Source organism: Hymenobacter armeniacus (assembly GCF_014699055.1).
GTDB lineage: Bacteria > Bacteroidota > Bacteroidia > Cytophagales > Hymenobacteraceae > Hymenobacter > Hymenobacter armeniacus.
The window spans coordinates 267,417-280,729 of the sequence record NZ_JACXAC010000002.1 but is presented as its reverse complement, the minus strand read 5'-3'; the positions used below and the strand labels follow the sequence as shown (position 1 = coordinate 280,729).

Genomic DNA, 13,313 nt, shown 5'->3' with positions numbered 1-13,313 from the left:
TAAGTCGGCGGGCCCACACGGAGTGTGGCTGCGCCGGTAGCGGGCCCGGAAGCGGCTTTCACGGCACCCAAAGCCCCGCCAACTGCCGGCGGGGCTTTTCGTTTTGCTCGCGGCTTAGGCGCCTGGCGGCGCGGCGGGGGCATCGGCCGCCCGGCCTCCGCCCAGAACGAGGAGCCGGGGGTAGCCTTGGAAGCGCAGCCACACCGCGGGCTGGGTAGGCGAGTTCTCCCATGGCATTTTCTATCTTTGAACAGCACCCAGCCACCTCCCCGAACTCCCCCGCTGCCCGGCCCGTTTTCATTGAAACGCTTTGCCACCGCGCCTTATTCGCCGACTAACGACTCATTCTCATGGCCGAGCTCCGCAAAAAGGCTTCTACCGTAGCAAAACGAACAACTACCGCCATTTCTCCGCGCACTGCGCCGAAAGCGACGCGCAAAGACACCCCAGCCTTTTCGCACACGGTATTTGCCAGCGAAGCCGAATACAACCAATCCGTAGCCAGCGTGGTGGCCCGCATCCAGAACGGCCAAGCCCCCATGCGCCAGCCGGACGAATAAGCCCCGTAGCACGCACCACAAAAAAGCCTCGCCAGACACTGGCGAGGCTTTTTTGTGGTGCGTGCTAATCACGTTCAGAAAACTTCTGACTAAACAGCATTTAATGTTAATTAGGCCTCCTCATTAATTGATGAGTTTGTGCGAGTTGCCCATCTAATTTCAGTTGCGCTACATAGACTCCTTCACTGAGTGTTGTGGGCAAGGCTACAGCAGTCCCCTTCTGGCCTGCTAATCCGGAAAGTTCTCGAGTAAATACCGTGCGGCCCACCGCATCGACTATTACTAACTCAATACGCTGGGCGGCTGTGTTAGGTACATCTATTGATAATGACGTTGAGAAAGGATTGGGGTACACTTCCCATGCACGAGTTGCTGCCGTGCTCCGATTGCCCAACGTAACCGCGCTACGTTTGAGCACGGTGCCTCCGTCTCCTGCTATCCAAGTGCTATTAGCAATAGCTGCATTGCCCACAGACGTGATGCAATTCAGGTTTTCAAATGTGTTGGTGGCTTCGCGGCGCCAGGTTACCCCCCGGTCGGTTGTCGCAAAAACGGTTCCGAAATCCCCAGCAATAAATCCCACATCTGAATCCAAGAAGCGCACATCGTTGAGGTTGACGGTTGTCCCGAGGTTCAGAGGAATCCACGTTACACCACCATCAACCGTGCGCAGCGCCGTGCCCCCGTTGCCAACGATGTAGCCTCGGGTTGGAGAATCGAAGAAAATACCATTGAGTTGAGCCGAAGTGGTGCTATTGAGTGCTTGCCAAGTAAATAGGTTGCCCGATACATTTTTGCGCACCGTGCCATTGTCACCCGCCACGAAGCAATCAATGGGCGTAGGGCAATCACAATCGCGCAACGTTTGTTGCGTTCCGCTAGGGACTATCTGCCACGGGAACCCTCCGGTCGTGCTGTAGCGCAACGTCCCGGCGCCTCCCACTTGCAGGGCAATGTTGGGCGTGCGGAACGTCATGTTGTTATAGGAGCCGTAGTCTTGCAGATTAAACAGGCCACCGCTGTTCATGCTTAAGTAACTAGCGGTGGGTTGGGTCTGGCTGGGGGTTTCCCAGATGACGAGCACGCTCGTGGCGTCGGCCATTGCCACGGACCGCAGGCGGTTGAGCAACCCGGAAGTGGTGAAGTTCGGCAGCAAGGTCCAGGTGGCCCCGCCGTCTCGGGTACGGTACAGACTGCCGGCAGACCCACAGGTGTAGCCGGTGTTCGCGTTATAGAAACTGATGGAGGAAAGCGACTGTCCTCCTGGGCCGATGTTGGTCCATTGAGCAGTTGCGCTTTCGCTAGTTATTCCAACTAGAGCGAGTAGTAATAGCTGTTTTATCATAAAAAGGAAGGTTTGCATCAAAACTAAAGCATTGTATTAATGTAGCTGTTTGGGAAAGAAGCAAAAATGGGCAGGTAGTAACCTGACGTGCATTCCTCCTGTGACGGCTTATATCCTTTGAGCTTGATTCAGTGACACAGTGATAGTATAAAATTATAGTATTATCACACTTGTTAACGAACGAAACGCCCCACAAAAAAAGCCCCACCAGACAGCAACTGGCGGGGCTTTTCGTTTCGCTCGCGGCTTAGGCGGCCAGCTTCGCGGCGGGGTCATTTTTGGAGCCGCCGCCGAGGACGGTGAACTTGGTATAGCCTTGGAAACGCAGCCACACCTCGTGTTTGGTGGGCGAGTTTTCGTAGGCCGTTTTCTATCTTTGAACAGCACCTAGCCACCTGCCCAAGAACTTCCTAGTTGCCCAAGCCGTTTTCACCGAAACGCTTTTCCCATGTCGTTCCAATCCACCGCCCCTGCTACACCGCTGAATGAGCTTCAAATCAGCCTGCTTCGGCTGTTTGGCCACGGCATGACCGATGCCCAGGTACTGGAGTTGAAGCGGGTGCTGGTGCGCCACTATTCGGCCCGGTTGCAGCAGGAAGCCACCCGCGCCAGCGACGAGCGGGGCTACACTCCCGATGATTTCGACCGCTTGCTCCATCAGGCGTCCTGATGCGCCGGGTCGTCGTCGACACCAACTGCCTGCTGGCGTCCATCTCCCCGCGCAGCCCCTACTACCGGCTTTACCGGTTATTCGAAGCCGAGGCGTTTGAATGGGTGGTCAGCAACGAAATTCTGACCGAATACGAGGAACAGCTAACCAAGCATTACTCGGCCGCCACCGCCAACTTGGTACTTACCATTCTCATGGTGGCCCCCAATACGCATTTTCAGGAAGCCTATCTATAACTGGCAACTCATCACGGCCGATGGCGACGACAATAAGTTCGTGGACGTAGCCATTGCTGCCGGCGCCGAATTTCTCGTCACCAACGACCGTCATTTTCAGGTGTTGCAGGCCATCGAATTTCCTTTGGTACCAGTGATATCATTAGCAGGGTTCCTAGACGTGTTTTGGCCTTAGCCCTGCGCGTCTACGTCTGTGAAGGCACTACGACGGCGAAGCCCCAGATGAAGAAGGGAGCGCCCACCGCTTACCCACCCAAAAAGCCCCGCCAGCAACTGGCGGGGCTTTGCGTTTCGCTCGCGGCTTAGGCGGCCAGCTTCGCGGCGGGGTCGTCTTTGGAGCCGCCCCCGCCGAGGACGATGAGCTTGGGGGTAGCGAAACGGGCCGGGAGCCGTGGGCAGGAAAGCGTAGCCGCTTGCTTTTCGGCCGCGCGGCGCCTCAGCGCACGTTTATGAACTCGCCTTCGATGGCCACCCGGGGGCCGCTCAGCTGGTCGGTGGCGGGGCCGCTAAACGAGCCGCGCCAGCCGCCGTTCCACTGGGCCAGGGTGCCGCGCGGGCTGATGCCCCACCCGAGCTGGATGGTCGGGTTGCGGTAGCGAATGGACACCACGCCGTAGTTGCTGTCGGGCCGGCCGGCGCTTTTGAGAAAGGCCACCAGCACGTAGGCGCCGCTCGAAGCCCGGGACGAATCGCCGGCCTCCACGTTGAGCACGTCGAAGGGGCGCGTGGGCGGGGCGGCGGGCTGATAGCTCACCCGGGCCTCTTCCTCGAAAGTTTGCCCGTTGATTTGGTAGCGGAGGATACTCCGGTTGTCGCCGGCGGCGGGCACGGGAAGGCTCGGCTTTTCATCGGCGCCGCAGCCGGCCAGCAGCGCACAGCCGCCGAGCAGGAGTAAGAAGGAGTAGTGCATAAGCTCGCTAGGATGCCCGGTGATGCCCCGGCGCGCTCCACAGGAGGTGGAGTAGGAAACCGGTGGTATTTCCAGCACAAGGTAACCTTCTTATCTGAACATTATTTCACGAAATGCTCCGACAGCAGTAGGCCGGGCTTTCCGAGCCTGCGCGGCCTGGGCGCCCTGCTTCGGGGCGGGGCCGGTGGGGCCACCCGCCGCCCGGCAGGTAGAATTACCCCATTTTCAAAAGTGGGTATTTCTACGTTAATCACCTCTGTATATCAGCAATTTACTTTGCCATATCGAAAGACAATTACCTAATTTCTCACCTTTCTACACAGCACAGCGCATGAACTCCCTACAGCAAATCACCGACGCCTGGGGCAACTGGTATTCGAGCCAGCACGGCACGAGCTGCCGGTTTACGGCCAGCACCAACTACGGCAGCCAGAGCTTCCTCGACAACTACCACCAGTACCAGACCAACGTGCAGGTGCAGGACATTGTGTACACCAGCAACACCCCGCCGGTGGGAGGCTCGGAAGTGGCCTACCAACTGTGGTACGACAACGGCACGAGCGTGCAGCAGCAAAACACCTTCCAGGAAACCCAAACCTCGCAGCAGTCCTTCACCTGGTCCATCACCGAGTCGCTGTCGGTGGGCATTGAGATATCGGCCACCGAAGGCGTGCCGGCCGTGGCCTCCAGCTCGCAGAAAGTCACCGTCACCCTGGGGCTGTCGTCCACCCAGGGCCAGACCAAGACCAACACGCAGACCTGGAGCGTGAACTCGCCCATCAACGTGCCGGCGAACAGCTCGGTGAAGGCCGACATGGTGATTTCGACGCAGAGCTACGACGTCAATTTCACGCAAGCGGTGCTGCTGCAGGGCAGCGTGGCCATCTGGAACAACGACAAGGTGAACGGCCACTGGCTGTGGTTCATCCCCATTCAGTCCGTGTTTCAGGACTGCCTCGACCACAACATCATCGACACCTCGGGCTACTCCATCGTGTCGGGCGGCGTCACGACGCAGGCCACCGGCGTGTTCCAGGGCAGCCAGGGCGTCAGCGTGGGCGTCACGGCCAAGCAATACCCCCTGCGCAGCTCGGCCGCCAGCGCTAAGGCCGCGGCCCCGCAGGCGCTGGAGCCGGTGGCCGACGCTTCGATGAGCCCCATCCTGGCCGTAGCCGCCGAAGGCGTGGAAGCTTAACCCTGCCCCTTGCCTAAAAAAACGGCCCGGAAACCCTGCGTTTCCGGGCCGTTTTGCGTGGTACCGGCATTGGGGAAAAGGCCGCAGAAAGCCGGCGGCTGCGGCGGTGGCGGGAAGGTTGACGGTCCGGGGGCATTTCTACCAGCCCCGGCTGCTCTGCCATAAAAACCGTTGAACCTGTAAGGGCAGTACATAGCCAGCGTCTGGCCCGGCAGATACCCCGGGCTCTTTATTCTTTTTGTGCCATGCCTCGTTCGCTCCATCGCCTTTCGCTGCTGTTTGCCGTCGGGCTGGCCGCCTGCTCCACAGCCCCTGACACCGAGGAAACATTGCCCGCGCCGGCAATAGGGTCAGCTCTTTATCGCGTCACATTCGAGGCCACCTGGAGCGCCGGCACCCACGCCAACTTTCCGGCCGGGGCGCACTTTTCGAATGTTATCGGGGCTTCGCACCGGGCCGATGCGCTGTTGTTCCGGTCGGGCCAACCGGCCAGTCTCGGCATCAAAAACATGGCCGAGCGCGGCAACAACACGGCGCTACGGGCCGAGATAAACGCCCTGCAAAGCAGTGGGGCCGCGTTTCGGCTGCTGGAAGCGCCTTACTTCAACTCTCCGGGCAGCGTTTCCGACACCATTCGCCTCGACGCTGCCCACCCGCGCCTGAGCCTGGTGACGATGATAGCGCCCAGCCCGGACTGGTTTGTGGCCCTCGAAGACGAAAACCTGCTCGACGCCACCGGCCAGTGGGCCACGCAGCGCCACCTGCCCGCCCGCGCCTACGACGCCGGCACCGACAGCGGCCCCACCTTCACCGCGCCCGACCAGCCCACGCTGCCGGCCGGCGTGGTGACACCCTTGCGGCTAGCCCCCGCCCAGGGCCCCGCGCCCGATGGCCCGCCCCTGGGCACCTGGCACCTGGAGCGCCTCAACTAACCCGAGCCGGCGCGGGTACCTGGCGCCGGCGGGGCGGCGGGCGGGTAACTACAGAACAGTGCGGCCGCGGCCGGGTCGCTTCTTTGCGCCGTTCAACCCATTTCCCGCCCCATGAAACTTCTCCTTGCGCCGCTGGCGGCCTGTCTGGCGGCTTTTTCGCTGCACGCCCCCGCGCCCCCGAAAACGCCTGCTGGCCCCAAAGACTACGTCATCACGCAATATGGAGCCGGCACCGACAGCACCAAGCTCAGCACCCAAGCCATTCAGCAGGTCATCGACAAGGCCAGCGCGGCTGGCGGCGGCACCGTGGTGGTGCCCAAGGGCGTGTTTTTGAGCGGCGCCCTGTTTTTCAAGCCCAATACCCACCTGCGCCTGCAGGCCGGCGCCAAGCTGAAGGGCTCCGATAACATTGCCGACTACCCCTTAGTGCCCTCGCGCATGGAAGGCCAGAAGCTGGACTACTACGCCGCCCTGGTGAACGCCAAGCAAGTGAACGGCTTCACCATCAGCGGGCCCGGCACCATCGACGGCAACGGATTGAAGTTCTGGAAGCGGTTCTGGTTTTACCGCGACTCGATGCAGAAGCTGGGCAAGTACGCCACCAACCTGGAGGTGCACCGCCCGCGCCTAGTGTTCATCTGGGGCTCCAACAACGTGACCATCAAAAACGTGAAGCTGCACAACGCCGGCTTCTGGACCACCCACCTCTACCAGTCCAACAACGTGCTCATCGACGGCTGCGACATCCGCTCGCCGTTCCGGCCGGTGAAGGCGCCCAGCACCGACGCCATCGACATCGACGTGTGCCGCAAGGTGACCGTGCGCAACTGCTACATCTCCGTCAACGACGACGGCATCGCCATCAAGGGCGGCAAAGGCCCCACCGCCCAGAAGCTGCCCGAAAACGGCCCCATCGAAGACGTGCTGATTGAGAACTGCACTTTTGGCGAAGTGCACGCGGCCCTCACCTGCGGCAGCGAGTGCATTCACGCCAACCGCATCACCATGCGCAACTGCCGCATGGACAACGAGCGGCCCGTGCTGCTCTTCAAAATGCGCCCCGACACCTACCAGGTCTACGAAAACATCACCGTCGACGGCATCACGGGCAAGTGCGGCACCATCGTCACGCTCTCGCCCTGGACGCAGTTTTTCAACATGGCCGGCAGCACCGAAAAGCCCTTCGGCACCATCCGCAACATCACCGTGGCCAACGTGAAAGTGAAGTGCAAGCAGTTTGCGGTCCTGAACGGCAACCCCACCGACAAGGTGAGCAACATCGCCTTCAAAAACGTGACCGCCACCGCCGACCAGGCCGCCTTCCCCAACAAGTACGCCGACGTGAAATTCGACAACGTGACTCTCAACGGCGCTGCCCTGAAAACCGGCGCCGCGGGCACGGCCGCCCCAGCCGCCACGCCGCTCAAGCCAGATTGACGCCGGCTCCCTGAAACGACCTAAAAAAAGCCCCATCCGTGCTGGATGGGGCTTTTTTGGTTTACTTCTTCAGCGGGTCGTGGCCCCAGTTCATAAGGGAGTAACGCCAGCGCGAAGTTTCGATGTCTTTTTTGTCGTGCGGGCCCTGGACCGAGTGCCGGGCCACGTAGCTGTGCACCTTGTGCATGTGGGCTTCGTCGGCGGGCGTGAGGTCGGCCTTCTTCTTGTGCAGAATGTCAACAATGTGCTCGCCGGAGTGGCGGCCAATGCTGGTGCCATCGCCGCTGTCTTGGCCCACCGACTTGGATTCGTCGGTTTTCAGCCATTTTTCCAGCTCGCTGGCGGTCATGTTCACGTCTTGCTTGAAGGTGGCGTAAATGTCGCCGGCGTCGGGGGTGTGGGAGGTAGCCATGTGGAAGAGGAAAGGTGGAACAGCTTGTTCTCGATGTACTCCCAACGCAGTCGTTGAGTTGCGCCCTTCATCCCGTCTTCCTACCGCCCCTCTCACCACCCGCCGGGCGAGGGTGTGCCGCAACGCATCACGGGGTACTCCAGGCAGGTGATGGTGGCCTCCACGTCGGCGATGTCGCCGGCCGGCAGCGTAGCCCCGCGGGTGTAGCCAATGCGTAGGGTAGCGCCATTGGCCTGCTGCGGCAGGTAAGCCTCCCACAGCGGGCCGCGGGGGCGCAGCCGGGTGCCGTCGGCCAGCACTAGCGTGGTGTGCTCGGTGGGGCACATCAGGGTGTTGCCCAGGCACAGGCGCACCGTGGCGGTGGTGCCGCAGGGCGCTTCGGGGGCCACATCGGCTTTTTCGGTGCAGCCGGCCAGGCCGCTGGCTGCGCTCAGGCCAGCCAGCAGGCCCAGCGAAAACAGGTACTTCACTCGCATAAAAAAGAAAAAAGAGGTGAGGCGCGGGCGAGGCCAGCCGGCTCCTCCCGTTCGAAGCCCTGACCGGCGGGGCCGCGGCGAGGTTGCGCGGCCAGCCCGATTCTTTGGAAGGCGGCGGTTGCCAGCCCATCCGGCCGGCTTGCACCGGCGTGGCCCTACTTCTCGGCTTCGGCCTTCAGCCGGGCCAGCCACTGCTGCGTACCCTGGGCGAGGCCGCGGGTGAGGGGGCCTTTCAGCAAGCGGGCCAGCAGGCCCTCCATGGTTTCGTCCACGGTTACCTCGGTGCCGCCGGGCACGGCTTTCAGCGTCCAGTTGTGGATGGCAAACGTGCCCAGGGAGTGGCCGGTCCAGCCAAACTCGGCGGCCGGCGCCACCGTGTGCAGCTCCGAGCGAATGCCCACGCCGCTGGATTTCCAGCTGAACGGGGTGCCCACCTGTAGGGGGCCGCGCAGGTGGGGCCGCTTGATGTCGGGCTGCCAGGCGGCCCAGCCGTCGATGTGGGTGAGCACGGCCCACACCCGGGCCGGAGCGGCGTTGATGACGAGGCGTTGCCGGGTTTGGACCGGCGCGCTGGGGTTGGTAAGAACGTTCATGGCGCTGAGGGATTGGGAGGTGAATGACTGGCTCAAAATTCCTCCCGCCGGCCCCTGGCCCACGATAACAAAAGATAAGAAAACCAACCGCCCCGCGGCTACCGGCCCTTGGCCACGCGGTTGCGAATGCGGCTCAGGCTCACCGGCGTGATGCCGAGGTAGTTGGCGATGTAGTGCTGGGGCACGCGTTCCAGTATTTTTTTCCGGGGGCCGGTCAGCAAGTCGCGGTAGCGCTCCTCGGGGCTGAGCAGCAGCAGGCTCACCATGCGGTCTTCGAGGCCCAGGCCGAGGTATTCGGCCACCAGCCGCCCAAATTTCTGCCAGGCCGGGCGCTGCTCAAACAGCGCCGCCAGCACCGCGTAGGGAAAGCAAAGCAGGCGGGCGTCGCTCAGGGCCTCGATGGTGAGCAGGGAGGGACGGCCGCTGATGCAGCTGCCATAGGCACTCATCAGGTGGTTTTCGAAGTAGAAATAGGTGGTGCGCTCCTCCCCGTCTTTAGTGTAAAACTGCCGGAACATGCCGTCCAGCACAAACGCTACTTCGCCGGCCACGCGTCCTTCCTGCGCAAACAACTCGTGCTTTTTCAGGCGCCGCAGCTGCAGGTGCGGCGCCAGCAGGCCCCAGTCGTCGTCGCTCAGGGCCACAAACCGGGCCATGTGCAGGCGCAGCAACTCGGCAACGGGTGGGGCAGTGGGCATGGCGCAACGGGGCAAAAGCAGGCCGTAATGATACTGAACGCGCCGCGATACAGCCGCCGGGGCGCCAAGCGAAGCTAGCCACCGCTCCAACTCCATGGCTCTCCCTACTTTTGCCCGTGCCACCTTTCCACCTTCTGCTATGAGCACCCTGATTCAGTTCGTTGCCAACTACGACGACCTTTCGACCGACAAAGGCTTCCAGTTCAAGTTTCACTGCGACCGGTGCCACAACGGCTACATGTCGCGGTTTCAGCCCAACGCCATCGGCATTGCGGGGAGCCTGCTGCAGGCGGCCGGCAGCCTGTTTGGCGGGCTTGGCGGGGCCGAGAATGCCGCATACCACATTCAGCGCGCGGTGGGCGGCAAGGCCCACGACGCGGCCCTCGAAACGGCCGTGGCCGAGGGCAAGCAGCAGTTCAAGCAGTGCACCCGCTGCGGCCACTGGGTGTGCCCCGATGCCTGCTGGAACCACAGCGCCGGCCTCTGCGAAACCTGCGCCCCCGACGAGCAGGAGGAGCTGCGCGCCCACCAGGCCCAGGCCGCCCAGGAGCAGATTCGCCAAAAAACCCGCGCCCAGGACTACACCCAGCACCTCGACTTTCTGAACCGCGACGCCCTGCTGCAGTGCCCCAATTGCCAGGCCAAGCTCTCGGCCGACCAAAAATTTTGCGGCAGCTGCGGCACGCCCAACCCCGCCGCCAACACCCAGGCCCGCCACTGCACCGGCTGCGGCGAAGCCCTGAAACCCGAGCAAAAGTTTTGCGCCGAGTGCGGCACCAAAAATTAGGCTATGGCCACCGTTAAGCCCATTCTCCGCATTTTTGATTACGACAAAGCCCTGGAGTTTTACCTCAACTGGCTGGGCTTTCGCATCGATTGGGAACACCGGCCGGCGGGCAGCCCGGCCTACCTGCAGGTGACGCGCGCTGACATCACGCTGCACCTTTCCGAGCACCACGGCGACGCCTCGCCCGGAGCGCGGGTGTTTATCGACGATTTTGAGCACCTGGCCTCCTTCCACAAGCAGCTGCTGGCCCAGCCCTACAAGTACAACCGCCCCAGCCTGGAAACGCCGTTCTACGACCCTACGGCCCTGGAAATGACGGTGGTCGACCCGTTCAGCAACCGCCTCATTTTTGTGGAGCGAGGCTAATCCCCGGCGCAAACACCGCCGCACTGCCCGCCGTTGCGTAAGCCCCTATTCTACCCTGCCGCCGACTCACCCTGCCGGAGCATTGCCGGCTTTGCCACGCCATGATGCCAGACCTGCCCCCGTCCGCGCTGCCGCCCGGCCTCCCCCCTGCGGAAGACCTGCTGCGCGTGCTGCTCGACATTTCGACGAGCGGCGTGCTGCTGCTGCGGCCGCTCTACGATGCCGCCGGTTCCGGCACCATCGTCGACCTGGCCGTGGTGCACATCAACGCCACCGCCCAGCGCCTGCTGCGGGTGCCCTCGGGCTCGGCCGAGTCGTTTCTGGGGCTGTACCCCACGGCCGAAGTCGCCGGCGTGTTTCAGTTCTACCGCGACGCCTTTCTCTCGGGGCAGCTGGCGCGCCGCCAAAACAACTACCAGCACGACGGCCTCGACGGCTACTACGTGCTGGTGGCCCAGCGCCTGGGCGAGGTGCTGGTGGTGAGCTTCGAAGACACCAGCGCCCAGCTGCGCACTTCTGCCGAGCAGGAGCTGCGCGCCAGCCAGGCCCGCGAGTTGGAGGCCCGCGCCGCGGCCGAGCGCGAGCGCAACATGCTGCAGGCGGTGCTCATGCAGGCGCCGGTGGCCTTTGCGCTGTTTCAGGGGCCGGAGCTGCGCATCACGGCGGCCAACCCGGAGGTGTGCACCATCTGGCAACGCTCGCCGGAGCAACTGCTTGGCCAGCCCCTGCTCGACGCCTTGCCCGAGCTGCGCGGCCAAGGCTTCGACGAGCTGCTGCGCCAGGTGATGACCACGCGGGAGCCGGTGACGGGCCGCGAAACCCCGGCCCAGCTCCTGCGCGACGGGCAGGTGCAAACCACGTACTATGATTTTGTGTACCAGCCGCTGCTGGGGCCGCGCGGCGAGGTGCTGGGCGTGGTCGACATTGCCGTGGAAATCACGGAGCAGGTGCGCGCCCGCCAGCGCGTGCAGGAGCTGAACGAGGAGCTGGCCGCCATCAACGAGGAGCTGCGGGCCAGCAACGACGAGTTTTTGACGTCCAACACCGAGCTGGCCCGGTCGCAGCAGGCCCTCTTCGACCTCAACCAGGAGCTGGAGGCCCGCGTGGCCGCGCGCACCCGCGAGGTGCAGCAGCAGCAAGCCCTGCTGCGCCAGATTCTGGAGCAAGTGCCGGCTTCCATTGCCACGCTCGCAGGCCCGGACCACCGCTATACTTTCTTCAACCAGCCGTACCAGCAGCTTTCGGGCGACCGGACCCAGTTGGGGCTCACCGTGGCGCAGGCGTTTCCGGAGGTAGTGTCGCAGGGCTTCGTGGCCCTGCTCGACCAGGTGTATGCCACGGGGCAGCCGTTTGTGGGCAAGGAGATGGCCGCCGAGCTGTTCAATCCGGCCACCGGGCGCACGAAGCAGGTTTACGTCGATTTCGTGTACCAACCGCTGCACGACGAACGGGGGCGCACCACCGGCATCCTGGCTTTTATCGTCGATTCGACCGATAAGATGCGCGCCCGCCAGGCCACCGAAGACACGGCCCAGCGCCTGCGCCTGCTCACCGATGCCCTGCCCGTGCTCATTGCCTACGTCGACCGCGAGCGGCGCTACCAGTTCACCAACCACGCCTACCGCACCTGGTTCAACCGCGACCCGGCCCTGCTGCTGGGCCGGCCCGTGCGGGAGGTGGTGGGCGAGGAGGCATATGCCGCCACCGAAGCCTACATGACCCGCGCCCTGGCCGGCGAGCGCCTTTCTTTCGAGGCCCGGATGCCTTACCGCAAAGACTTCGTGCGGCACATCCGCACCGACTACATCCCCGACGTGCACCGCGGCGAAGTGCTGGGCTTTTACTCCCTGGTGACGGACGTGACCGAGCAGGTGCAGGCCCATCAGCAGGTGCAGGAGCTGAACGAGGAGCTGGCCGCCATCAACGAAGAAATGCTGGCCGCCAACGACGAGCTGCGCGACACCAACGACCGCCTCAGCCACGCCAACGTGGACCTCGACACCTTCGTGTACACGGCCTCGCACGACTTGCGCGCGCCCATTGCCAACATCGAAGGCCTGCTGCTGGCCCTGGAAGAGCAGCTGCCCGCCCCCGTGCGGCACGACGCCGACGTGACCCACCTGCTCAGCCTCATGCACGCGTCGGTGGCCCGCTTCCAGCGCACGCTGGTGCACCTCACCGACGTGAGCAAGCTGCAGCTGGCCCACGCCGAGCCCGCCGAAGCCGTGGACCTGGCCGCCCTGGCCGAAGCCGTGCGCCAGGACCTGGCCCCCGCCCTGGCCGCCACCGGCGGCCAGCTCCGCGTGGACGTGAGCGCCTGCCCCACCGTGCGCTTCTCGCCCAAAAACCTGCGCAGCATTCTCTACAACCTGCTCTCCAACGCCGTGAAGTACCACCGCCCCGGCCACCCGCCGGAAGTGACGCTGCACGCCACCTGCCCCAACGGCCAGGTGCTGCTGGAAGTGCAGGACAACGGCCTGGGCCTCAGCGACGAGGAGCAAGCCAAGCTGTTTGTGATGTTTCGGCGCCTGCACACCCACGTGCCGGGCACCGGCGTGGGCCTCTACATGGTGAAGCGCATGGCCGAAAACGCCGGCGGCACCGTGCGCGTGCACAGCCAGCCCGGCCAGGGCTCCACGTTCACGGTGGTGCTGCCCAATTTGGCCTGAACCCAGCCGCGTGCCCTTGCGTAGTTG

Annotated in this window: 16 protein-coding genes; 10 read left to right on the top strand and 6 right to left on the bottom strand. The window is 63.3% G+C overall.

Features of this window, described 5'->3' with window-relative positions; translation table 11 throughout:
* The first annotated feature begins 350 nt into the window (after positions 1-350).
* Entirely contained in the window at positions 351-560 is a 210-nt protein-coding gene (locus tag IC234_RS05670; protein ID WP_190922882.1) for a hypothetical protein, read from the top strand.
* 106 nt (positions 561-666) lie between these two features.
* On the opposite strand, the gene IC234_RS05665 is transcribed toward IC234_RS05670, so the two are convergent.
* Positions 667-1,905: a T9SS type A sorting domain-containing protein gene (locus IC234_RS05665; RefSeq protein ID WP_190922881.1), complete on the bottom strand. Its 1,239-nt coding sequence runs from the start codon at positions 1,903-1,905 to the stop codon at positions 667-669.
* A 448-nt stretch (positions 1,906-2,353) separates the two neighbouring features.
* Here IC234_RS05665 and IC234_RS05660 point away from each other — a divergent pair, with 448 nt between their 5' ends.
* The 3 genes from IC234_RS05660 to IC234_RS22240 are packed head-to-tail and all read left to right on the top strand — an operon-like array spanning position 2,354 to position 2,986.
* Positions 2,354-2,575 carry a hypothetical protein gene (locus tag IC234_RS05660; RefSeq protein WP_190922880.1) on the top strand — a complete coding sequence of 74 codons (222 nt, stop codon included), beginning with the start codon at positions 2,354-2,356 and terminating at the stop codon, positions 2,573-2,575.
* Positions 2,575-2,811 carry a PIN domain-containing protein gene (locus IC234_RS21745; protein WP_223827511.1) on the top strand — a complete coding sequence of 79 codons (237 nt, stop codon included), beginning with the start codon at positions 2,575-2,577 and terminating at the stop codon, positions 2,809-2,811. The genes IC234_RS05660 and IC234_RS21745 overlap by 1 nt, the downstream gene beginning before the upstream one ends.
* Complete coding sequence (locus IC234_RS22240; protein ID WP_394354870.1) at positions 2,729-2,986, top strand: PIN domain-containing protein; 258 nt, start codon at positions 2,729-2,731, stop codon at positions 2,984-2,986. The genes IC234_RS21745 and IC234_RS22240 overlap by 83 nt, the downstream gene beginning before the upstream one ends.
* A gap of 261 nt (positions 2,987-3,247) precedes the next feature.
* On the opposite strand, the gene IC234_RS05650 is transcribed toward IC234_RS22240, so the two are convergent.
* Positions 3,248-3,721 carry a hypothetical protein gene (locus IC234_RS05650; RefSeq protein WP_190922879.1) on the bottom strand — a complete coding sequence of 158 codons (474 nt, stop codon included), beginning with the start codon at positions 3,719-3,721 and terminating at the stop codon, positions 3,248-3,250.
* A gap of 331 nt (positions 3,722-4,052) precedes the next feature.
* Between IC234_RS05650 and IC234_RS05645 the strand changes: the two genes are divergently transcribed.
* The 3 genes from IC234_RS05645 (at position 4,053) to IC234_RS05635 (ending at position 7,285) form a co-directional block, all read left to right on the top strand.
* Entirely contained in the window at positions 4,053-4,916 is an 864-nt protein-coding gene (locus IC234_RS05645) for an ETX/MTX2 family pore-forming toxin (protein ID WP_190922878.1), read from the top strand.
* A gap of 245 nt (positions 4,917-5,161) precedes the next feature.
* The gene (locus IC234_RS05640; protein WP_190922877.1) at positions 5,162-5,848 is read left to right on the top strand and encodes a spondin domain-containing protein; all 687 of its coding nucleotides are present in this window, start codon (positions 5,162-5,164) and stop codon (positions 5,846-5,848) included.
* 111 nt (positions 5,849-5,959) lie between these two features.
* Positions 5,960-7,285: a glycoside hydrolase family 28 protein gene (locus IC234_RS05635; protein WP_190922876.1), complete on the top strand. Its 1,326-nt coding sequence runs from the start codon at positions 5,960-5,962 to the stop codon at positions 7,283-7,285.
* Between the two features lie 61 nt (positions 7,286-7,346).
* Here the strand turns inward: IC234_RS05635 and IC234_RS05630 are convergent, their stop codons facing one another.
* The 4 genes from IC234_RS05630 to IC234_RS05615 form a co-directional block, all read right to left on the bottom strand.
* Complete coding sequence (locus IC234_RS05630) at positions 7,347-7,697, bottom strand: DUF3140 domain-containing protein (RefSeq protein WP_190922875.1); 351 nt, start codon at positions 7,695-7,697, stop codon at positions 7,347-7,349.
* Between the two features lie 92 nt (positions 7,698-7,789).
* Positions 7,790-8,173: a hypothetical protein gene (locus IC234_RS05625; RefSeq protein ID WP_223827510.1), complete on the bottom strand. Its 384-nt coding sequence runs from the start codon at positions 8,171-8,173 to the stop codon at positions 7,790-7,792.
* A gap of 155 nt (positions 8,174-8,328) precedes the next feature.
* Entirely contained in the window at positions 8,329-8,766 is a 438-nt protein-coding gene (locus IC234_RS05620; RefSeq protein ID WP_190922873.1) for an SRPBCC family protein, read from the bottom strand.
* Between the two features lie 98 nt (positions 8,767-8,864).
* On the bottom strand, positions 8,865-9,464 hold the full coding sequence (locus tag IC234_RS05615; RefSeq protein ID WP_223827509.1) for a Crp/Fnr family transcriptional regulator: 600 nt from the start codon (positions 9,462-9,464) through the stop codon (positions 8,865-8,867).
* Positions 9,465-9,603: 139 nt separating this feature from the next.
* Between IC234_RS05615 and IC234_RS05610 the strand changes: the two genes are divergently transcribed.
* The 3 genes from IC234_RS05610 (at position 9,604) to IC234_RS05600 (ending at position 13,286) form a co-directional block, all read left to right on the top strand.
* Complete coding sequence (locus IC234_RS05610; protein ID WP_190922872.1) at positions 9,604-10,251, top strand: zinc ribbon domain-containing protein; 648 nt, start codon at positions 9,604-9,606, stop codon at positions 10,249-10,251.
* A gap of 3 nt (positions 10,252-10,254) precedes the next feature.
* Entirely contained in the window at positions 10,255-10,617 is a 363-nt protein-coding gene (locus IC234_RS05605) for a glyoxalase superfamily protein (protein ID WP_190922871.1), read from the top strand.
* A 101-nt stretch (positions 10,618-10,718) separates the two neighbouring features.
* Complete coding sequence (locus IC234_RS05600; RefSeq protein WP_190922870.1) at positions 10,719-13,286, top strand: PAS domain-containing protein; 2,568 nt, start codon at positions 10,719-10,721, stop codon at positions 13,284-13,286.
* Positions 13,287-13,313: the final 27 nt, after the last annotated feature.

Coding starts and splice junctions, on each gene's coding strand:
- IC234_RS05635 (WP_190922876.1), top strand. CDS start 5,960: ATGAAACTTCTCCTTGCGCCGCTGGCGGCCTGTCTGGCGGCTTTTTCG.
- IC234_RS05660 (WP_190922880.1), top strand. CDS start 2,354: ATGTCGTTCCAATCCACCGCCCCTGCTACACCGCTGAATGAGCTTCAA.
- IC234_RS05645 (WP_190922878.1), top strand. CDS start 4,053: ATGAACTCCCTACAGCAAATCACCGACGCCTGGGGCAACTGGTATTCG.
- IC234_RS05610 (WP_190922872.1), top strand. CDS start 9,604: ATGAGCACCCTGATTCAGTTCGTTGCCAACTACGACGACCTTTCGACC.
- IC234_RS05665 (WP_190922881.1), bottom strand. CDS start 1,905: ATGATAAAACAGCTATTACTACTCGCTCTAGTTGGAATAACTAGCGAA.
- IC234_RS05625 (WP_223827510.1), bottom strand. CDS start 8,173: ATGCGAGTGAAGTACCTGTTTTCGCTGGGCCTGCTGGCTGGCCTGAGC.
- IC234_RS05605 (WP_190922871.1), top strand. CDS start 10,255: ATGGCCACCGTTAAGCCCATTCTCCGCATTTTTGATTACGACAAAGCC.
- IC234_RS05630 (WP_190922875.1), bottom strand. CDS start 7,697: ATGGCTACCTCCCACACCCCCGACGCCGGCGACATTTACGCCACCTTC.
- IC234_RS05670 (WP_190922882.1), top strand. CDS start 351: ATGGCCGAGCTCCGCAAAAAGGCTTCTACCGTAGCAAAACGAACAACT.
- IC234_RS05620 (WP_190922873.1), bottom strand. CDS start 8,766: ATGAACGTTCTTACCAACCCCAGCGCGCCGGTCCAAACCCGGCAACGC.
- IC234_RS05640 (WP_190922877.1), top strand. CDS start 5,162: ATGCCTCGTTCGCTCCATCGCCTTTCGCTGCTGTTTGCCGTCGGGCTG.
- IC234_RS21745 (WP_223827511.1), top strand. CDS start 2,575: ATGCGCCGGGTCGTCGTCGACACCAACTGCCTGCTGGCGTCCATCTCC.
- IC234_RS05650 (WP_190922879.1), bottom strand. CDS start 3,721: ATGCACTACTCCTTCTTACTCCTGCTCGGCGGCTGTGCGCTGCTGGCC.
- IC234_RS05600 (WP_190922870.1), top strand. CDS start 10,719: ATGATGCCAGACCTGCCCCCGTCCGCGCTGCCGCCCGGCCTCCCCCCT.
- IC234_RS05615 (WP_223827509.1), bottom strand. CDS start 9,464: ATGCCCACTGCCCCACCCGTTGCCGAGTTGCTGCGCCTGCACATGGCC.